17 protein-coding genes are annotated in these 20,716 nt (G+C 61.1%); 5 read left to right on the forward strand and 12 right to left on the reverse strand.

Features of this window, described 5'->3' with window-relative positions; genetic code table 11:
• Positions 1-114: 114 nt before the first annotated feature.
• Complete coding sequence (locus ACB028_RS12250; protein ID WP_371144399.1) at positions 115-1,236, reverse strand: 4-phosphoerythronate dehydrogenase; 1,122 nt, start codon at positions 1,234-1,236, stop codon at positions 115-117.
• Between the two features lie 252 nt (positions 1,237-1,488).
• Between ACB028_RS12250 and ACB028_RS12255 the strand changes: the two genes are divergently transcribed.
• The 3 genes from ACB028_RS12255 to ACB028_RS12265 all read left to right on the forward strand — a co-directional run bounded on the left by ACB028_RS12255 (position 1,489) and on the right by ACB028_RS12265 (position 4,548).
• On the forward strand, positions 1,489-2,217 hold the full coding sequence (locus ACB028_RS12255) for a phosphatase PAP2 family protein (protein WP_371144400.1): 729 nt from the start codon (positions 1,489-1,491) through the stop codon (positions 2,215-2,217).
• A gap of 84 nt (positions 2,218-2,301) precedes the next feature.
• Positions 2,302-2,982, forward strand: a complete 681-nt coding sequence (gene rnt, locus ACB028_RS12260) for a ribonuclease T (protein ID WP_371144401.1) — start codon at positions 2,302-2,304, stop codon at positions 2,980-2,982.
• 243 nt (positions 2,983-3,225) lie between these two features.
• Positions 3,226-4,548, forward strand: coding sequence for a Na+/H+ antiporter family protein (locus ACB028_RS12265; protein WP_042025976.1), 1,323 nt, complete (start codon positions 3,226-3,228; stop codon positions 4,546-4,548).
• Between the two features lie 365 nt (positions 4,549-4,913).
• Here the strand turns inward: ACB028_RS12265 and purL are convergent, their stop codons facing one another.
• Complete coding sequence (gene purL / locus ACB028_RS12270; RefSeq protein ID WP_371144402.1) at positions 4,914-8,831, reverse strand: phosphoribosylformylglycinamidine synthase; 3,918 nt, start codon at positions 8,829-8,831, stop codon at positions 4,914-4,916.
• 149 nt (positions 8,832-8,980) lie between these two features.
• Here purL and mltF point away from each other — a divergent pair, with 149 nt between their 5' ends.
• On the forward strand, positions 8,981-10,471 hold the full coding sequence (mltF, locus tag ACB028_RS12275; protein WP_371144403.1) for a membrane-bound lytic murein transglycosylase MltF: 1,491 nt from the start codon (positions 8,981-8,983) through the stop codon (positions 10,469-10,471).
• Between the two features lie 174 nt (positions 10,472-10,645).
• Complete coding sequence (locus tag ACB028_RS12280) at positions 10,646-10,792, forward strand: hypothetical protein (protein WP_167335329.1); 147 nt, start codon at positions 10,646-10,648, stop codon at positions 10,790-10,792.
• Positions 10,793-10,840: 48 nt separating this feature from the next.
• On the opposite strand, the gene ACB028_RS12285 is transcribed toward ACB028_RS12280, so the two are convergent.
• The 10 genes from ACB028_RS12285 to ndk all read right to left on the reverse strand — a co-directional run bounded on the left by ACB028_RS12285 (position 10,841) and on the right by ndk (position 20,575).
• On the reverse strand, positions 10,841-11,068 hold the full coding sequence (locus ACB028_RS12285) for a zinc ribbon domain-containing protein (protein WP_371144404.1): 228 nt from the start codon (positions 11,066-11,068) through the stop codon (positions 10,841-10,843).
• A gap of 115 nt (positions 11,069-11,183) precedes the next feature.
• A complete protein-coding gene (gene der, locus ACB028_RS12290) occupies positions 11,184-12,680 on the reverse strand; it encodes a ribosome biogenesis GTPase Der (RefSeq protein ID WP_061475428.1) in 1,497 nt (498 codons plus the stop codon).
• Between the two features lie 74 nt (positions 12,681-12,754).
• Positions 12,755-13,939, reverse strand: coding sequence for an outer membrane protein assembly factor BamB (bamB, locus tag ACB028_RS12295; RefSeq protein WP_042071731.1), 1,185 nt, complete (start codon positions 13,937-13,939; stop codon positions 12,755-12,757).
• The gene (locus tag ACB028_RS12300) at positions 13,932-14,582 is read right to left on the reverse strand and encodes a YfgM family protein (protein WP_371144405.1); all 651 of its coding nucleotides are present in this window, start codon (positions 14,580-14,582) and stop codon (positions 13,932-13,934) included. The genes bamB and ACB028_RS12300 overlap by 8 nt, the downstream gene beginning before the upstream one ends.
• A 3-nt stretch (positions 14,583-14,585) precedes the next feature.
• Positions 14,586-15,863, reverse strand: a complete 1,278-nt coding sequence (gene hisS, locus ACB028_RS12305; RefSeq protein ID WP_026456143.1) for a histidine--tRNA ligase — start codon at positions 15,861-15,863, stop codon at positions 14,586-14,588.
• A 138-nt stretch (positions 15,864-16,001) separates the two neighbouring features.
• Entirely contained in the window at positions 16,002-17,117 is a 1,116-nt protein-coding gene (gene ispG / locus ACB028_RS12310) for a flavodoxin-dependent (E)-4-hydroxy-3-methylbut-2-enyl-diphosphate synthase (protein ID WP_042025965.1), read from the reverse strand.
• 10 nt (positions 17,118-17,127) lie between these two features.
• The gene (rodZ, locus tag ACB028_RS12315; protein ID WP_371144406.1) at positions 17,128-18,081 is read right to left on the reverse strand and encodes a cytoskeleton protein RodZ; all 954 of its coding nucleotides are present in this window, start codon (positions 18,079-18,081) and stop codon (positions 17,128-17,130) included.
• Entirely contained in the window at positions 18,071-18,862 is a 792-nt protein-coding gene (gene tapF, locus ACB028_RS12320) for a PilW family type IVa pilus biogenesis/stability lipoprotein TapF (protein WP_156130408.1), read from the reverse strand. Before tapF ends, rodZ begins: the two co-directional genes overlap by 11 nt.
• An 11-nt stretch (positions 18,863-18,873) precedes the next feature.
• The gene (locus tag ACB028_RS12325; protein WP_042025961.1) at positions 18,874-19,977 is read right to left on the reverse strand and encodes a bifunctional tRNA (adenosine(37)-C2)-methyltransferase TrmG/ribosomal RNA large subunit methyltransferase RlmN; all 1,104 of its coding nucleotides are present in this window, start codon (positions 19,975-19,977) and stop codon (positions 18,874-18,876) included.
• A gap of 169 nt (positions 19,978-20,146) precedes the next feature.
• Positions 20,147-20,575, reverse strand: coding sequence for a nucleoside-diphosphate kinase (gene ndk / locus ACB028_RS12330; protein ID WP_026457648.1), 429 nt, complete (start codon positions 20,573-20,575; stop codon positions 20,147-20,149).
• Positions 20,576-20,716: the final 141 nt, after the last annotated feature.

Below are 20,716 nucleotides of genomic sequence, written 5' to 3' on the forward strand. Positions count from 1 at the left end.
CCATGGTCGGCAGATTGGTGTCTGCCTGAAATGTCCGAACCGGTGCAAGGACCCCGGCACCGGCTCGGTAATAAATTGGACATCACGCGCGAATGGCCGCTTCGGGCCACCCGATCAGGGCCGGGAGATATCGAATCCCAAGGCCCCCAACGCCGCGCTGGCATGCTCCCCCCCGATCTGCAGGGAGGATAGTTCACGGCGCTCCGGGTAGTGCTTGCGCTGGGCATCGAAACTGCCGGGCTGCCCCAGCCGGTTGCGAAAACGGGCATCATCGCGGCGCACGTCATAAATAAGGTGCACCAGCTGCTTGATCAACGCCTGATCCGGCGCCCGGCCGGGCTCGACCAGCCGCGCATCGGGCGGCGGCAGGAGGCGGCGCAGATCCTGGCGCGGCTCGCGCCCCAGCTGGCGGCAAAGCGCCTCATAGAGCATCCAGGTGCCACGGGCCTTGCCCTCCAGGCTGTAGCCCGCGATATGGGGCGTGGCGATCTCGGTATGAGGCACCAGCGCCTGCAACGGATCGGGCTCCCCTTCCCACACATCCATTACCAGCCGCAGTGGTTCAGGCCCCTGTTGGCGGGCAAGCAGCGCCCGGTTGTCCCACACCTCGCCGCGGGAGGCGTTGATAAGGATCTGGCCTGCGGGCCGCCTGGCAATCTCCTGCTCCCCCAGCAAATGGAAGGTGGCATCCGGCCCCTCGCGGGTGATGGGCACGTGGAAGCTGATGATATCGGCGCCAAGGGCGCTCTGGTAATCCACATACTCCCCCGCCGCGCCACTGCGGGCCTTGGGCGGATCGCAGCGCAGCACCTTCATGCCAAGCGCCTCGGCCTTGCCGGCCACGCACTCGCCGGTGTTGCCGGCACCGATCACTGCCAGGGTCAGGTTAGCGAGCATCAGTTCGTAGCGCTCGGCCAGCACCAGCAAGGCGCTCAGCACATAGTCACCGACCGAATACTTGTTGCAGCCGGGGGCACTGAAAAAGGGGATGTGGCGACTCGCCAGGAGCGCCTTGTCCACATGATCCGTCCCTATGGTGGCGGTACCGACGAAGCGCAATTTGGGACAATCCGCCAGCAGGGTGGCATCGACCCGGGTGACGGAGCGCACCAGGAGGACATCGGCATCCTGCAGATCCTGCGCCTGCATCTGCCGCCCTGGCAGGGGGACGACCTCACCGAATTCGGCAAACAGCTCCACGGCGTGGGGCATATTCTCATCAACGACTATTTTCATCGGGCTCTCTTTGGTCAATACCGCCAGCGCGCGCCATTCTAGCCCAAAGCCAGTCAGGATTTCAGCCCGTTAGGCAATAACAGTGCCCGCGCGTCCCGATTTCAGCGCGGCGGTACACACAACAACCGGCCAAAGGGCAATATGTGGCCGATTGTGTAAGCAGAGGTAACAAGGAGGCGGCAGACTTTGCCCTCCCGGTCGCCCGCTGGCACAATGACCCTCTTTTGCCATCGCCCTTGTCTGCTTTTCTTTATGTCACCACAGCTTCACGCCACCGCTCTCACTCGCCGTCAGGTAGCCGGTTTCAGCGCCCTGCTGATCCTTCCCCTGCTGCTGCTCGTCTGCCTGCACTGGCAGCCTTTTGTCCCCGCGCTGCTGCATGGGGACGGGCTATGGTGGCTCTACGCCCTTACCCGTACGGTCGATCTCCCCGGGATCGTGGTAACAGGCGCCGTGTTGCTGCTGTTGACCCGCCACAAGCTCAAACTGGATCACGCAGCCTTTGTGGCCCTCGCCGGCGCCCTGTTTGCCCTGCTGGCCTGTGACTGGCTCCTCAAGAGCCTCCTCAAGCACCTGACCGAGGAGCCCAGGCCCTATCTGCTCTGGCTCGAGAGCCAATCCCTCATTCCGGCGCTCAAGACCTTCTACGCCAGTGCCACCGAGCTGCGCAGCGAACAGGTCCATGCCGCCAGCCAGTTGCTGGCCCTGCCCGACTGGCTGGGTCATCACTGGCAGGCGGAGGTGAACTACGCCTTCCCCTCCGGCCACAGTATCGCCGCCATCGCGCTGGCGCAGTTTTTCGGCCTAATCTGGCTGGCCCGTGCCCCCGGAGGGGTCTGGCTGCTCCCCTTGTGGGCACTGGGAATTGGCCTGTCTCGGATGCTGCTCGGCATGCACTGGCCCATTGACGTGCTGGCCAGCGCCCTGCTTGGCGCCTTCACCGCCCTCATTGCGGCGCGCTGGTGGCTGCGCCGCTACTAGGTCGCCCCCCCTCTGGCCAGACGGGGGGACAAGCACCGGCTTTTTTGCCATAATGCCGCCCTGTTTTACGCCGACCGAGATCCCATGACCGACGCAGTTCATACCCTCAAGGGCCGTTTTCGTGGTTTTTACCCCGTCGTCATCGATGTTGAGACCGCAGGTTTCAATGCCAAAACCGATGCCCTGCTCGAAATCGCCGCTTATACCCTGAAAATGGATGAGCAGGGCTGGCTCGTGCCCGACCAAATCTTCCACTTTCATGTCGAGCCGTTCGAAGGGGCCAATCTGGAGAAGGCAGCGCTGGAGTTCACCGGCATCGACCCCTACAACCCGCTGCGCGGAGCCGTCTCAGAGAAAGAGGCGCTGACCGAGATCTTCAAGGGCATTCGCAAGGGGATGAAGGAGCAGGATTGCGGCCGCGCCATCATAGTGGCCCACAACGCCACCTTCGATCATGGCTTCGTCATGGCCGCCGCCGAGCGGGCCGGGCTCAAGCGCAATCCGTTCCACCCGTTTGCCACCTTCGATACCGCCGCCCTGTCCGGGCTGGCCCTCGGTCAGACGGTGCTGGCCAAGGCGTGTCAGGCGGCCCGCATCCCGTTTGACAACAAAGAGGCCCACTCCGCCCTCTATGACACGGAGCGCACCACGGATCTCTTCTGCCATATCGTCAACCGCTGGAAGAGCATGGGGGGCTGGCCTCCCGCCCAGATAGATGAAGAGACCACTTATGCCCCTGCCAACGACGATGCACAGGATGCATAAACCAAAGGCTGCCATGGGCAGCCTTTTTGCTGTTGGCCATAAGGCCGGAGCCTCTTCCTGGCCCCATTCTGACCAGCATAGAGATGAACTGCGGAGATAAATCCCGTACAGGATCAACTTTGTGCCAGATGCCGCTACCGGATGGCCCTCTCTCCTGATTTTTTTCTCGACATTTGTCACATTTTTCGCAAACTAGCTCTCTTTCATATGACAGACAGCAATCACAAACTATAAGGAAATCAAATGAATCCTGTTGTTGTCGCAGTGGGGCTGATGCTGGTGCTCAGCCTGCTGCGGATCAATGTGGTGGTCTCCCTCGCTCTGGGCGCCATCGCCGGCGGCCTGGTCGGCGGGCTCTCGCTGACCGACACCCTCAGCACCTTCAGCGGTGGCCTGGGTGGCGGTGCCGAAATCGCCCTCTCCTACGCCATGCTGGGCGCCTTCGCCGTCGCCATCTCCCGCTCCGGGATCACCGACCTGCTGGCCCGCAAGGTGATCAGCCAACTGGGCAAGGATGCCAGCAGCTCCCGTATCCTCTGGGTCAAGGCTCTGCTGCTTTGCTCCATCCTGGCCGTCGCCATCTCTTCCCAGAACCTGATCCCGGTTCATATCGCCTTCATTCCGATCCTGATCCCGCCCCTGTTGCACGTGATGGCACAGATGCGGATCGACCGTCGCCAGGTAGCCTGTGTCATCACCTTCGGCCTGACCGCGACCTATATGCTGTTACCGGTCGGCTTTGGCGGCATCTTCCTGAACAACATTCTGGCCAAGAACCTGATCGACAATGGCGTCGCCATCACCACCAGCCAGATCCCGATGGCCATGGCCATCCCGGTCGGCGGCATGGTGCTGGGTCTGCTGGTAGCCGTCTTTATCAGCTACCGCAAGCCCCGTCAGTATGATCTGGCCAAGATCCTGGATGCCGAGCCGGAAGCCGTCGAGCTCAACCTCACTCACATCTGGGTTGCCTTGCTGGCCATCGCCGTGGCCCTCGGCCTGCAGCTGATGACCAACAGCATCGTCCTGGGTGCCCTGGCCGGTTTCGTCATCTTCACCTGTGGTGGCGTCATCAAGTTCCGCGAGAGCCAGGATGCCTTCACCCAGGGGGTACGCATGATGTCGCTGATCGGCTTCATCATGATCTCCGCCGCCGGGTTTGCCGCCGTGATGAAGGCCACCCACGGGGTCGAAAGCCTGGTGCAGGTCGTTGCCTCCAGCATTGGCCAGCACAAAGGGATTGCCGCCTTCCTGATGCTGCTGGTGGGTCTGCTTATCACTATGGGGATTGGCTCCTCTTTCTCCACCGTGCCCATCATCGCCACCATTTATGTGCCCCTCTGCCTGCAACTGGGCTTCTCCCCCATGGCGATCATCGCCCTGGTCGGCACCGCCGGCGCGCTGGGTGATGCGGGCTCCCCCGCCTCGGACTCCACCCTGGGCCCGACCTCGGGTCTCAATGCCGATGGCCAGCACGACCATATCTGGGACAGCGTGGTGCCCACCTTTATCCACTACAATATCCCGCTCATCATTTTCGGCTGGATTGCCGCCATGGTGCTCTAAGCGCGAGATATCCGGCTGGATAGACAGATGCAAAAGGCGACCTCGGGGTCGCCTTTTTACTGCCTGCCGCCGACTACTAATGGAAGAGTGCACGTATACTCAGGCTTTGCCTCATGTCAGGGGAACAGACATGCTGGCCCCCGCATCTCTTTATGCTCCTCTTCTCTTGTCACTCGCTCGTTGAGGTCACAAGCGCCCCTTCTCCTTATTCCCTTTCTTGCCATTGCCAGAGCGGCAACAACTACAGGGTAAATCCGTTGCCAACAAGGCACCCTCGATCCCGCACTACCAGCCTTATAGCAGGCTTACCCACAGGATAAAAAAAGACCGCTCATTGAGCGGCCTTTTGATGGGCAGTGTCGGGATTAACCCAGACGAACCCGGGCATTGCGGAACATCCGCATCCAGGCGCCATCCTCGCCCCAGTGGTCCGGGTGCCAGGAGTTGGCCACGGTGCGGAACACCCGCTCCGGGTGCGGCATCATGATAGTGGCGCGACCATCTGTGGTCGTCACCGCAGTGATGCCCGCCGGTGCGCCGTTCGGGTTGGCCGGGTACTGCTCGGTCACGTTGCCGCGGTTGTCCACGAAACGCAGACCCACCAGACCGCTGGCTTGCAGCGCATCCAGGTGAGCAGCATCGCGTACTTCCACGCGCCCTTCCCCGTGGGAGACGGCAATCGGCATCACGGAGCCCGCCATGCCGGCGAAGAAGGCTGAGGGTGACTCCTGCACCTCGACCAGGCTGAAGCGCGCCTCGAAACGCTCGGAGCGGTTGCGCACGAAACGCGGCCACAGATCAGCCCCCGGGATGAGCTCGCGCAGGTTGGACATCATCTGGCAGCCGTTGCACACGCCGAGCGACAGGGTGTCACCGCGCTCGAAGAAGCGCTGGAACTGCTCGCGGGCGTTGTCGTTGAACAGGATGGACTTGGCCCAGCCTTCGCCCGCCCCCAGCACGTCACCGTAGGAGAAGCCGCCACAGGCCACCAGGGTCTGGAACTGCTCCAACTTGATACGACCGGAGAGGATATCGCTCATATGCACGTCGACCGCGGTGAAGCCGGCGCGGTCAAACGCCGCCGCCATCTCCACGTGGGAGTTGACCCCCTGCTCGCGCAGCACCGCCAGACGGGGTGAGACACCTTTGGCGATATAGGGTGCGGCCACATCTTCAGACGGGTTGAAGCAGAGCTTGGCCTGCAGGCCCGGATCGGTGGCGTCCTGACGGGCGGCGTGCTCCTGATCCGCACACTCGGGGTTATCGCGCAGGCGCTGCATCTGCCAGCTGGTCTCACCCCAGATAGTGCGAAGGGCAGTGCGGCTGGCGCGATAAACCTCTTCACCGGCCCGTTGCAGGGTGATGAGGTCTCCCTCACGCACCGTGCCGAGCACATGGGAGCAGGCGGCCAGACCGTGGCCGGCCAGCAGGGTCAGCACCGCTTCCTTGTCGTCGCGGCGCACCTGGATGACGGCACCCAGCTCCTCGTTGAACAGGGCCGGCAGCAGGTCACCACCCACGCGGTCAAGCTGGATGTCGAGGCCGCAGTGACCGGCAAACGCCATCTCGGTCAGGGTGACGAAGAGGCCGCCGTCGGAGCGGTCGTGGTAGGCGATCAGCTTGCGATCCGCCACCAGCGCCTGGATGGCGTTGAAGAAGCCCTTGAGCTGGACCGGGTTGTCCAGATCCGGGGCGCTTTGCCCCAGCTGGCGGTAGACCTGGGCCAGGGCGGAGGCGCCGAGGCGCTGCTTGCCGTTGCCAAGATCGATGAGGATGAGGTCGGTTTCACCGAGATCGGTGCGCAGCTGCGGGGTCACTGTGTTGCGCACGTCTTCGACCCGGGCAAAGGCAGAGATGAGCAGGGAGAGCGGCGAGGTGACGCTTTGCTCCTTGCCATCCTGCTGCCAGCGAGTCTTCATGGACATGGAGTCCTTGCCCACCGGAATGGTGATGCCAAGGGCCGGGCAGAGCTCCTCGCCCACCGCCTTGACCGCCTCGTAGAGACCGGCATCTTCCCCCGGGTGACCGGCGGCAGACATCCAGTTGGCGGAGAGCTTGACCCGCTTCAGCGATCCGATGTGGGCCGGCGCCAGGTTGGTCAGGGCCTCGGCCACCGCCATACGGGCCGACGCAGCGTGGGAGAGCAGCGCCACCGGGGTACGCTCGCCCATGGACATGGCTTCGCCGTGATAGCTGTCGTAGGTGGCGGCGGTGACGGCGCAGTCGGCCACCGGGATCTGCCAGGGGCCGACCATCTGGTCGCGGTTGACCAGGCCCGTCACCGAGCGATCGCCGATGGTGATGAGGAAGGATTTCTCCGCCACGGTCGGCAGGCGCAGCACACGCTCGGCGGCGTCGCCGAGGGTGATGCCGTCCAGTTGCAGCGCCTTGCCCTGGGCGGGCAGGCTCTGCACGTCGCGGTGCATCTTGGGCGCCTTGCCCAGCAGTACGTCCAGCGGCAGATCGATGGGCTGGTTGTCGAAGTGCGCATCGGACAGGGTCAGGTGCTTCTCTTCGGTGGCGGTGCCGATGACGGCATAGGGGGCGCGTTCACGCTCGCACAGGGCCTTGAACAGGGGCAGCTTGTCCTGGGCCACGGCCAGCACGTAACGCTCCTGGGATTCGTTGCACCAGATCTCCAGCGGGCTCATGCCCGGCTCGTCATTCGGGATGGCACGCAAATCGAAACGGCCGCCGCGATCGCCGTCGCTCACCAGCTCCGGCATGGCGTTGGAGAGGCCACCCGCCCCCACGTCGTGGATGAAGACGATGGGGTTGTCGTCCCCCAGTTGCCAGCAGCGGTCGATCACCTCCTGGCAGCGGCGCTCCATCTCGGGGTTGTCACGCTGCACCGAGGCAAAGTCGAGATCTTCGGCGGACTGGCCGGAGGCCATGGAGGATGCGGCGCCGCCGCCCAGACCGATGTTCATGGCCGGGCCACCCAGCACGATGAGGGCGGCCCCGACCGGGATCTCCCCTTTCTGGACGTGCTCGCTGCGGATGTTGCCGATGCCGCCCGCCAGCATGATGGGTTTGTGGTAGCCACGCACCTCGACGCCATTGTGGCTCGGCACCTCCTCTTCGAAGGTACGGAAGTAACCGAGAATGGCCGGACGGCCGAACTCGTTGTTGAACGCCGCCCCGCCAAGCGGCCCCTCCTGCATGATGTCAAAGGCGCTGACGATGCGGCTCGGCTTGCCGAAGTCCTGCTCCCAGGGCTGCTCGAAACCGGGGATACGCAGGTTGGAGACGGAGAAGCCAACCAGACCCGCCTTGGGTTTGGCGCCGCGTCCGGTGGCGCCCTCGTCGCGAATTTCGCCGCCAGAGCCGGTGGCTGCACCCGGGAACGGGGAGATGGCGGTCGGGTGGTTGTGGGTCTCCACCTTCATCAGGATGTCGACCTGCTCCTGGTGATACTGGTACTCGCCGTTGGCGGGGCTTGGGAAGAAGCGGCCGGCCTGGCTCCCTTCCATCACGGCGGCGTTGTCTTTATAGGCAGACAGGACATGATCCGGCGTCTGCTCGAAGGTGTTCTTGATCATCTTGAACAGCGACTTGGGCTGCTGCTCACCGTCGATGGTCCAGTCGGCGTTGAAGATCTTGTGGCGGCAGTGCTCGGAGTTTGCCTGGGCAAACATGTAGAGCTCGATGTCGTTGGGATTGCGACCCAGCCGGGTGAAGTTCTCCACCAGGTAGTCGATTTCGTCGTCGGCCAGCGCCAGACCCAGTGCCAGGTTGGCCTCGGCCAGGGCGGCGCGGCCACCGGCCAGCACATCCACCTGGGTAAAGGGGCGCGGCTCGTGATGGGCAAACAGGGCAGCTGCCTGCTCCATCTCGCCAAATACCACTTCCATCATGCGATCGTGCAGCACGGCGGCCACGTCGGCGCGCTGGGCCGCGCTCAGCTCACCCTTGGCCTGCACGTAATAGGCGATGCCGCGCTCGAGGCGCTTGACCTGGGTCAGGCCGCAGTTGTGGGCGATGTCGGTTGCTTTGGAAGACCAGGGGGAGATAGTGCCGGGGCGGGGGGTAACGAGAAACAGCTGACCGCTGGGGGTGTGTTCGGGGATGGTCGGGCCGTAGCGCAGCAGCTGGCCCAAGGTCGCTCGCTCGGGGGGCGACAGCGGGCTGGTCAGCTCGGCAAAGTGCACATATTCGGCATAGATCCCTTCTATCTCTACTCCTCTCTCCGGTTCACTCTCTGCCGCTATCTGCGCGAAGCGTTGCAGCAGTTTTTGGACTCGAAACTCAGACAGTGCAGGGGCACCACGCAAGATATCCATATGACCTTTCTCACCAAGTTTTAAAGTGGGGGGGAATTGAGACGCGCGTATTATAGGGATCTGGCTCACAGCGGACAAACGTTTTTCTAATTTGATGCAGTGTGACTCGACGCACACTCTCTGGTATAAAGGTGCCTCTTTTTTGACAAATGCCGATTTTTTCAACAAAGGTACTCACCTACTTGCGCTGCATTTTTCGACTGTTTATCGGGTTGATGTTGACGCTGGCCCTGGGTGGCTGTGACTTCTATACCCCCTCCAGTCAGCTGGAGCAGATCCGCCAACGGGGCGAGATCCGGGTTGGCACCCTCTACGGCCCCACCTCCTATTACCAGCGGGACGACATCGCCCAGGGCTTCGATTACGAACTGGCCAAAAACTATGCCGACTGGCTGGGGGTCAAGCTCACCATAGTGCCGGTCAACACCGCCGACGAGCTGGTAGCCCTGCTGCAAAAAGACAAGCTGGATCTCGCCGCCGCCGCCATCATGGTCACGCCGGAGCGGCGCGCACTGCTGCGCTTTGGTCCCGGCTTTTATCAGGTCTCCCCCAAGCTGGTCTATCGCAACGGCAAGCCCAAGCCTGCTTCCCTGAACGACATCAAGGGCAAACTGGTGGTGGCCGCAGGCTCCAGCGGCGAAGATCTGCTCAAAGAACTCAGCAAGGACTATCCCAACCTCAACTGGAGCACCCGCACCGATGCCGACGTGGAAGATCTGCTCAAACAGGTCGTAAAAGAAGAGATCGACTACACGATAGTGCAGGATACCGTGCTGGCTCGCACCCAGCGCTACTACCCGGAACTCACCGATGGCCTGACCCTGGCCCAGCAGCAAACCGTGGCCTGGGCCATGACCAAGCTGCCGGACGACAGCCTCTATGCCAGCGTCATCGACTTCTTCGGCCAGCGCTTCATGGATGGCGCCATCGCCAAACTGGATGAGAAATACTTCGGCCACGTGCAGAACTTCGACTTCGTCGATACCCGCACCTTCCTGAAGCGCGCCAAGAGCCTGCTGCCGAAATACCAGCCTCTGTTCCAGGCCTATGCCAGGAACATCGACTGGCGTTTGCTGGCGGCCATCAGCTACCAGGAATCCCACTGGGATCCCCAGGCCCGCTCCTATACCGGGGTGCGCGGCATGATGATGCTGACCGAACCCACCGCCAAGGCGATGGGGGTCAACGACCGGACCCATCCGGAGGAGAGCATCAAGGGGGGCGCCCTCTATCTGCAACACATGATGGAGAAGGTGCCCGACTCTGTGCCCGAGGATGAGAAGGTGTGGTTTGCCCTCACTGCCTACAACATCGGCTACGGCCACATGATGGATGCCCGTCGCCTGACCAAGGAACTCGGCAAGAACCCGGATGCCTGGGGCGACGTGAAAGAGGTGCTGCCGCTGCTGCAGCAGGCGCGCTGGCATCGCAAGGTGCGCTATGGCTATGCCCGTGGCGGCGAGGCGCGTAACTACGTCAACAACGTGCGCCAGTATTACCAGAGCCTGCTGTGGCTCGACAACGAACAGCAGAAGGATCAGCAGCGGGAAAGTCTCGATCGGGATGACGACAGTCCGTCAGAGCCGGTAGAGCGGCCGACCATTATCGCCGAGGTAGTGAGCCGGATCACCCAGAGTTAACCTGCTGATCCCGCTGTTTTCGGCCAAATTTCTCTGCTACCATCTGATCACATCGGAGCCTATCTGAAATCGCATTGTTTTTCATAGCGTTGAGATATGCACTAACAGCAATTTCCGATGGGCTCCGCCAATGACCCAAGGCCGGGATGGCCACCCAATTGGGAGGAGACCAAGATGCAAAAACGTAGAAAAATCAGTCTGGTCAGAAAAGCAAAGAGCAGCTGGAGCCCCAGACGCAAACTCAAGCTTAATGACATGAAGCGCAAGATATGGCGCAGAAACCGCTCATTTACCCTGCTCATCGCTGAGCACACAGCATAAACCCGGCATTTGCCGGGTTTTTTTATCGCTTCTTTTACTAACCAACCATCATGGCAACAGGGTCGCCTGGAACTGCACCGAGCGTTTTGAGACCAGATTGTTGCAGTGGTTGCAGAAGTAATCCACCGCGCCGCACGCCTTCAGCCGCTCCAACTCCTGCTGGCAAGTGGGGCATAGCGCCGTGATGCGCACGTTGGCCTGACACTGGCCGCAGGTCTGCTCCTTGCTGCGGGTATCCAGTTCGGCCTGGCAGGATGGACAAAGCGGGGTTTCCATTTTCGACTCCTCGTAAAGTGAACCAGCCATGGGGTGGCCCATGGCTGGTTCCCCTTCCCTTCCGGATCCGGGAGAGCATAACAAAGCGGCTGCCGGTGAGGGCAGCCGCCAGGGCTTATTTCTTCTTCATCTTCAGCAGGCGTTTGCGCTGACGCTCCTGACTCAGTGTCAGGGTGTTCTTCTTGCCCTCGAACGGGTTGACCGACTCCTGGAACTCGACCCGGATCGGGGTGCCCATGATCTTGAGGGACTTGCGGAAGTAGTTGATGAGGTAGCGCTTGTACGAATCCGGCAAGTCGTTGAGCTGGTTGCCGTGGATCACGATGCGCGGCGGGTTGTAACCACCGGCGTGGGCGTACTTCAGCTTGACCCGGCGACCGTTCACCATGGGCGGCTGGTGATCTTCCTGGGCCATCTGCATGATGCGGGTCAGCATGGCGGTGCTGGTACGGCGGGTCGCCGACTGGTACGCCTCCTGAATGGATTCGAACAGGTGGCCGACACCGCTGCCGTGCAGGGCCGAGATGAAGTGCACGCGGGCGAAGTCGATGAAGCCCAGACGACGATCAAGCTCATTCTTGACGTCCTCTTTCACCTTCTGATCCAGACCGTCCCACTTGTTCACCACCAGTACCACGGATCGGCCGGTGTTGAGCACGAAGCCGAGGATGCTGAGATCCTGATCGGTGATGGTCTCCTGGGCGTCGATCACCAGCAGGCAGACGTTGGCATCTTCAATGGCCTTCAGGGTCTTGATGACGGAGAACTTCTCCACCGTCTCGTGCACCTTGCCACGACGACGCACGCCGGCGGTGTCGATGATGACGTACTTCTGATCGTCGCGCTCCATCGGGATGTAGACGGAGTCGCGGGTGGTGCCCGGCATGTCATAGACGATGACGCGGTCTTCACCCAGCATGCGGTTGGTCAGAGTGGATTTGCCGACGTTGGGGCGACCGACGATGGCAAACTTGATGGGCAAGTCGGCAAACGGAGTCTCCTTGGTGTCTTCCTTGGTATCCAGATCACCGGCAGCCACCATGCGCAGCAGGGCTTCTTCGTCGAAGTCCTCCTCCTCTTCATCCTGCGCTTCTTCCCCGGTTACCGCACCGACCAGCTCCTCCAGGTGGGGCGCCAGGGCCAGCTCCAGCAGGCTCAATACACCACGGCCGTGGGCCGCCGCCATCTGGTACACCTCGCCCAGGGCCAGACCGTAGAACTCGGACACGGCGGAATCACCGTCGATGCCGTCGGTCTTGTTGGCCACCAGGAACACCTTCTTGTGGGACTTGCGCAGGTGCTCGGCGATGGCCTGATCCGCGGCGGTCAGACCGGCGCGGGCATCCACCATGAACAGCACCACGTCCGCTTCATCGATGGCCAGCAGGGACTGCTCGGCCATCTTCAGCTCGATCCCCTCTTCGGTGCCATCGATACCGCCGGTATCGACCACGATAAATTCCAGCTCGCCCAACTTCGCCTGACCGTATTTGCGGTCCCGGGTCAGACCGGGGAAGTCGGCAACCAGGGCATCCCGAGTACGGGTCAAGCGGTTAAACAGGGTGGATTTCCCCACATTGGGGCGGCCCACCAGGGCTACTACAGGAGTCATAAAAGCCTCATTCTCAAGACGACAAAGGCTCCGGGTCCGAAGACCAGGAGCCGGATATTCACATTTTCGGACGATCAGGGACGCTTGATGGCGTACAACTTGCCGTCACGGCTCTGTACATACAGGGTGTCACCATCCACCAGGGGGGCGGAGTAGAGACCACTGCTGTCGAGCTGCTGCATCGCCTGGATGGTACCGTCGGTACGATCCAGCCAGTACAGGTATCCTTCCACATCACCCACCACCACATAGTCACCCAGGATGACAGGTGCGGTAACGGTACGATTCTCCAGCTGGGTATTGGACCACAGCTCCAGACCATTGCGACGGTCGATGGCAAACAGATGGCTGCGGCTGTCGGTCAGCACGATGGCATTGCCGGTCAGCGCCAGATCGCGGTAGCCGGAATACTTGCGCTTCCACACTTCGTCGCCGCTCATCAGCTTGCGGGCCATCAGCTGGCCGTTGTAGGCGATGGCATAAAGCTCGTCACCGGCGATGAGCGGGCTGGCGTCCACGTCCACCATGCGATCCAGCTCGGTGGCGCCGCGCGGGTCGGCCACCTTGGACTGGCGCACCGGCTGGCCGTTGCTCAGCAGCGCAATACCCACCTTGCCATCGGCACGGCCGTAAATGACGGCGCCGTTGGTGATGATGGGGGCGCCGGTGCTGCGCAAGGTCAGCGGCGGCTGCTCTTCGGAGAGCGACCACTGCAGCTTGCCTTCATCGGTATCAAGCGCCACCAGGCGACCGGAGGTGGTCAGCACCACCACACGGCCATCTTCCACCGCCGGGCTTGCCACCACTTCACCGGGCACCGAGGTCTGCCACAGCACCTCGCCGTTCTCCTCGTTCAGGGCGTAGACCACCCCGTTTTCGGAGCCGAGGAACAGTTTGCCGTAACGGGCAACCAGACCGCCGGAGAGACGGGCGCTGCGCTTGTCGGCATTGATCGGCAGATCCGCCAGATCGACGCTCCACAGCTCCTTGCCGCTGGCGCGATCGAAGGCAGTGACGTCGCCGTCACGGGCGGCGGCATAGATACGGTCCTCTTCCACCACCGGCTTGAGCTGGGAGTAGAAGTTGCCGATCCCGTCACCCACGGTGGAGGACCAGACGGTATCCGCCGTGAAGGAAGAGGTCACCTGCGGCAGGGGCGCCATCGGGGTGAGATCCTCTTCCGAACTGAACAGGGAGCACCCCTGCAGAGCGAAGGAGACTGCCGCCCCCAACGCCATCATCTTGAATAGATTACGCATCCGCTGCCTCACCTGTGGTCGTGGCCGGCAAGGCCAGATCGTCCATCTTCAATTTGAGTTCCTGGCTGCCCTGCAGGCCGCCGGCATCCGCCGCCGCCTGATAGGCATCCCGCGCCTCTTCCAGCTTGCCCTGCCCCAGCAGGATATCGCCACGCACTTCCGCCACCTGGGCCTTGAAGGCGTCATTGTTGATCTTGCCAAGCTGGGCCAGCGCCTCGTCGGCCTTGCCCTGACCGTTCAGCACCCGGGCCAGACGCAGGGAAGCAAACGGACGAATGCTCTCGTCACCTGAGGAGGCCACCAGCGCAAGCTGCTCGGCCGCCAGGTCCAGCTTGCCCGCCTTCACAGCGGCTGAGGCCAGTTGCAGTGCAGCCATATCGCCATAGGCATCGCCCTTGTTGGCGGTGACAAACTGCTGCGCCTGCTCAAGATCGGCAGCTTCGCCCTTTGCCAGCTGCTCCAGCACCTGGTTGTAAGAGCTGGAAGCAGCCTCCATGGTCTCTTGCTGATGCTGGTTGTAATAGCGCCAGCCGAACAGACCAACCAGACCGATCACGGTCCCGGCGATCACCGAGGTTCCGTTCTCTTTCCACCACGCCTTGATAACCTCAACCTGTTGTTCTTCGGTGGTATAGACTTCCACAGCTTACTCTCCTTTGGCTGCCAGCAGGGCAATGGCGGCATCGACCGTGACGGTCTGTTGCTCGGCCTGACCACGCAGATATTTGATGGTGATCTCCCCATTTTGCACCTCGGTCTCACCGAGGATCAGGGCGATCGCCGCGCCGCTCTTGTCGGCACGCTTGAGTTGTTTCTTGAAGTTGCCACCACCGCAGTGGCTCATCAGGCGAAGATCCGGCAGCGCATCGCGCAGACGCTCGGCCAGCTGGAAGCCAGCCTGCTCGGTCCCCTCGCCCACCATGCAGAGGTAGACATCCACCGCCGGGCGGATATCGGCGTTGAGCTCGAGCGTTTCCAGCATCAACACCAGACGCTCCATGCCCATGGCGAAACCCACGGCCGGGGTCGGCTGGCCACCCAACTGCTCTACCAGACCGTCGTAACGGCCACCGGCACAGACGGTGCCCTGGGCACCCAGACTGTTGGTCACCCACTCGAATACGGTGAGGTTGTAGTAATCGAGACCACGCACCAGGCGCTCGTTCACTTCATATTGAATACCGGCAGACTCGAGCAGGCGCTTGAGACCCTCGAAGTGGGCCAGGCTCTCTTCGCCCAGGTGATCGAACAGACGCGGGGCATTGACCAGGATGGCCTGGACTTTTTCATCCTTGGAGTCGAGCACCCGCAGCGGGTTGCTGTACATGCGACGCTGGCTGTCTTCGTCCAGCTGATCCTTGTACTGCTCCAGGTAGGCCACCAGGGCATCACGGTAAGCCGCACGCTCACTGCTCTGGCCCAGGGTATTGAGCTGCAGGGTGACGTGATCCTGGATGCCGAACAGACGCCACAGGCGGTGAGTCAGCATGATGAGCTCGGCATCGATGTCCGGCCCGTTGATGCCAAACAGCTCGACACCAAACTGGTGGAACTGGCGGTAACGGCCCTTCTGGGGACGCTCGTGGCGGAACATGGGACCCATGTACCACATGCGGCGTTCCTGGTTGTAAAGCAGACCGTGTTCGATACCGGCGCGCACACAGCTGGCGGTCCCTTCCGGACGCAGGCTCAGGCTGTCGCCGTTGCGATCTTCAAAGGTGTACATCTCTTTTTCGACCACGTCGGTCACTTCACCGATGGCGCGCTTGAACAAATGCGTCTGCTCGACGATGGGCATGCGCACTTCGCTGTAACCATAACTGGCAACGACCTGGCGCAGGATCTGTTCAACTTTCTGCCATACCGGGCTCTGCTCCGGCAGGCAATCATTCATACCGCGAATAGCTTGGATCTGTTTTGCCACGTTGATACTCGAGAAAAAGAGGTAAAATTTGGCCGCATTATAGGGATTTTCACCCCCGAGGTAAAATCAGGGAATCCGGATGCGGGATGTAAAATCAGTCACCTGGACACGGGGCCACCGAATGTGGCCCCGTTTCGCTCAATCCTTGTCCAGCAGGATCTGGTTGGCGGGATCCAGCATGGCCGCCCGGGCGCGAATGCGACGCTCCAGGGTCGGGATCAGATCCTTGTTGTCGAGCCGATCGACCCGTTGGCCCCCCTCGTAGAAGGCGCTCTTGTTGGCCGCCCCGGCCAGCCCCAGATCGGAAACCAGCGCCTCCCCCGGACCATTCACCACGCAGCCGATGATGGAGACATCCATCGGTGTGATGATGTCCTCGAGACGCTGCTCGAGCTCGTTGACCGTGCCGATGACGTCGAACTCCTGACGGGAGCAGGAGGGACAGGCGATAAAGTTGATGCCACGGGAGCGGATACGCAGGGATTTCAGGATATCGAAGCCCACCTTGATCTCTTCCACCGGATCGGCGGCAAGGGAGATGCGCAGGGTATCGCCAATGCCCTCGCTCAGCAGCATGCCAAGGCCGATGGCGGATTTGACCGCACCGGCACGGAAACCGCCCGCCTCAGTGATGCCAAGGTGCAGCGGCTGCTCGATCTGCTTGGCCAGCAGACGATAGGCGCCGACCGCGAGGAACACATCGGAGGCCTTGACGCTCACCTTGAAATTCTGGAAGTCGAGACGGGTCAGATAATCCACGTGACGCATGGCGGATTCCACCAGCGCCTCCGGGGTCGGTTCGCCGTACTTCTCCTGGATATCCTTCTCCAGCGACCCGCCATTGACCCCGATGCGGATCGGGATGTTGAGGTCGCGGGCGCAGTCGACCACGGCACGCACCCGCTGCTCATTGCCGATGTTGCCCGGGTTGATGCGCAGGCAGTCGGCCCCGTACTCGGCCACTTTCAGGGCGATGCGGTAGTCGAAGTGGATATCGGCGACGATGGGAATTCGGGTCTGCTGCTTGATGAGTTTGAAGGCTTCCGCCGCCTCCATGGTAGGCACGGAGACCCGGACGATATCGGCACCGACCCGTTCGATCCGCTGGATCTGCTCGACGGTGGCGGCCACGTCCGTGGTCTTGGTGTTGGTCATGGTCTGCACCGTGATGGGGGCATCGCCCCCAACCGGTACATTGCCAACCATGATCTGCCGGGATTGACGACGAATAATGGGAGATTCGTGAGCGGACATGACTGAGAGATTACTCCTGCGGCAGTGAGAAGCGGGCAGTACGGCCGTTGTTGTAACGACTCATATCAAACGACTGGCCCTTGTATTCGAGCTTGACGGCCATGGGCGCGCCAACGATCAATTTCAGCGGCTCGGCGCCTTCCAGCACCAGTTCGTCGTTTGCCTTCTTCAGACCGCTATACAGGGTCTTGCCATTGGCATCCTTGACATCCAGCCAGCAATCGGCGGTAAAACTCATCTTGAGCTGGGGCGCGCTGGCCGGCTCGCTCACAGCGCTCTCGTCGGTCGCGGTCACATCAGATGTGCTGCTCTCAGCCTGGGTGCTGACGGCGGCGCTGGGATTTTCCTCAGGCAGGACCGCCGCCTCAGGCGCCAGGGTGCCAGTCGCATCGGAGACGGCAGCGGGCGCTGCAGCGTCGATGACAGGCTCAGTTGCATCGGTCACCGGCGCCAGGCTCTCGGCTCCCGGCACAGTGTCTGTGGCTGCAACGGAGGTTGAGGCGCTCATCTCGGTAGCAGCGAGGGCTTCGTCACCTGCGGAGCGACGGGCCGTGCTCTGCCACCACCAGGCAACGGAGAGGCCGATCAGCACCAGGATCACCAGCCAGGTCACCACCTTGAGCCGACTGTCGTTGGCTTGCTGGCGGGAACGGCGGGAGAAGCTCTGCATGTCGATGTTGTCGGGGGGCGTCAGACCCAGCTTGTCGTAAGCCGCCAGTATGGTCTCTTCGGGGATCCCGACCAGCTTGGCATAGGTACGCAGATAGCCACGGATAAAGGTATGGGACGTGTGCTTGTCGTAAGTATCCGATTCAATGGCGGCAATCAGGGTCAGACGAAGATGAATGCGAGACGCAACCTGCTCTCGTGTCCATCCGAGCTGTTCACGGGCGTTGCGCAGCAGCTGGCCTGGGCCCACTGCCTGGGAATCGTCTTGGAAATCGTGTTGCTGTTCAGTAGTCATTGGCTAAGTAACGCTTGGCTTGTTGCGAAGTGGGATATTGCCTTACCAGCTCAGTCCCGAATTGGTGAAGTAATGCCGGTTTGTCCATGGCCTGCGCCAGCCGCAATCTCAACCAGAGACTCGCTTCGTTTTCGTCCGATACATCGGCAAAACGGGCGAGGTAGGACTGCACGTCAGGTAGCTTGCCATCTTTCATGGAAAGTTCGGCCAAGTCCAGCAATAACCTTGGATCGCGAGGATTATACCCCAAGGCCAGACGATAGTACTCGCCGGCTTTATCATTTCTGCGATTTTGCAGGGCACAAAGCGCCGCATTCTCGTACGTATCGGCTATTTTCACGTACCCGGGCTGGGTGACCGCCTGGTTGAACGCCTTGTCCGCCTCATCATAGCGCCCCCGGTTGCACAGGAAGGCTCCATAGTTGTTCATTGCGTCAGCATTGGACGGATCCATGGCCAAGGCATTCTTGTAACTGGTTTCAGCCGCCTTGAAATCCCCCACCTTCTGGTAGAAGTAGGCAAAGCCGATCTGAACCTGGGGATTGGAGGGGTCATACTGGAGGGCGCGGTCAAGGTTGAACTTGGCCTGTTCGGCATTGCCTTGACGCAGATATTGAATACCCAAATCCAGGCGAGTCTGGGCTGCCGCCTTGAGGTCGGGGCCCACTTCACGCTGGGTCGAATTCTGGCCAGCGTAAGTGGTCTCGGTCACACAGCCTGGCAGCGCACAGAGCGCTGCCACTACGATCAATGTACGTGTATCCATTCCCTGTCTATACAATGGCTTAGCAATTAAACCATTTTGACGGAAATCCCATCCTGTTGCATCCGATTTTTGATGGTGCGCTTGGTGCGGTCGATCACATCCCCCACCAGCTGACCACAGGCGGCATCGATGTCATCACCCCGGGTCTTGCGGACGATCACGGTGAAACCGTACTCCATCAGCACTTTGGAGAAGCGATCGATACGGCTGTTGCTCGGCTTACCGTAGGGGTTTCCCGGGAAGGGGTTGAACGGGATCAGGTTGATCTTGCTCGGGGTGTCTTTCAGCACCTTGGCCAGCTCGTGGGCGTGCTGCATGTCGTCATTGATATGATCGAGCAGCACATATTCCACGGTCACCCGACCGCCGTTGGCATTGGATTTGGCCAGATAACGGCGCACCCCGGCGAGGAAGTCCTCGATGTTGTACTTGTCGTTGATCGGCATGATCTCGGAGCGCAGCTTGTCATTGGGCGCATGCAGGGAGATGGCCAGGGCCACGTCGATCTGATCCCCCAGCATGTCCAGCGCCGGCACCACCCCGGAAGTGGAGATGGTCACCCGGCGCTTGGAGATGCCAAAGCCGTAGTCATCCATCATCAGGCGCATAGCAGGCACCACGTTGGCCAGGTTGAGCAGCGGCTCGCCCATCCCCATCATTACCACGTTGGTGATGGGACGCTTGCCACCGACAACCCGGGCGGCACGCCACACCTGGCCGATGATCTCGGAGACTTTCAGGTTGCGGTTGAAGCCTTGCTGGGCGGTGGAGCAGAACTTGCATTCCAGCGCACAACCTACCTGGGAGGAGACGCACAGGGTGGCGCGATCGTCTTCGGGAATGTAGACGGTCTCCACTTCCTGGTCCCCTACCTGCAGCGCCCACTTGATGGTGCCGTCAGAGGAGCGTTGCTCACGGCTGATCTCGGGGGCCTTGATCTCGGCGATGGCCTTGAGGCGCTCCTTGAGCACCTTGTTGACGTTGGTCATCTGATCGAAATCATCACAACCAAAGTGATAGATCCACTTCATGACCTGATCTGCCCGGAATGGCTTCTCGCCCAGTTCGACGAAAAAAGCGCGCATGGCATCCCGATCAAGATCCAGCAGGTTGATTTTTGTTTCGCTCATCAATGGCCTCGGTTCAAACACTTCATCAATTATTGGCTGACGATGTCAGGGGGCGGCATTGTACAAATTATGGGTCTGGCTTTCTACCTGGAGAATAGAGGGATATTGCACCGGAGGCGAAAACAACAAAGGGAGCCGAGGCTCCCTTTGTCATATCACCCGGACCTTATCAGCCGCGCGGGCAGATCTCGTCATCGGAGAAGAAGTAGGCGATTTCACGGGCGGCAGAGGCCGGGGCATCAGAGCCGTGAACGGCGTTGCGATCGATGCTTTCGGCATAGCAGGCACGCAGGGTACCGGCCAGGGCCTCTTTCGGGTTGGTCGCGCCCATGATTTCACGGTGACGGCGGATGGCATCTTCGCCTTCCAGCACCTGCACCATGACAGGACCCGAGGTCATGAAGCTGACCAGGCCGTCATAGAAGGGCTTGCCCTGGTGCTCGGCATAGAAACCGGCGGCCTGTTCGCTGCTCATGTGCAGCATCTTGGCGGCAACCACTTTCAGGCCTGCGCTCTCGAAGCGGTTGTAGATGGCACCGATCAAGTTCTTGCTGACAGCATCCGGCTTGACGATAGAGAAAGTACGTTCGATGGCCATTGAGATCTTTCCTTAACTACAGAGGTTTATTGTTAGAATCCATGTTCGCTGGCGATTATACGTAAACAAAAACCCAAAAAACACACAGTTTGGCAACTTTTTATTAAAAATAGCGTTCTTGCAGTCAACATCAGGGCCATA

Source organism: Aeromonas sp. S9(2024), from assembly GCF_041403185.1.
Lineage (GTDB): Bacteria > Pseudomonadota > Gammaproteobacteria > Enterobacterales > Aeromonadaceae > Aeromonas > Aeromonas enteropelogenes.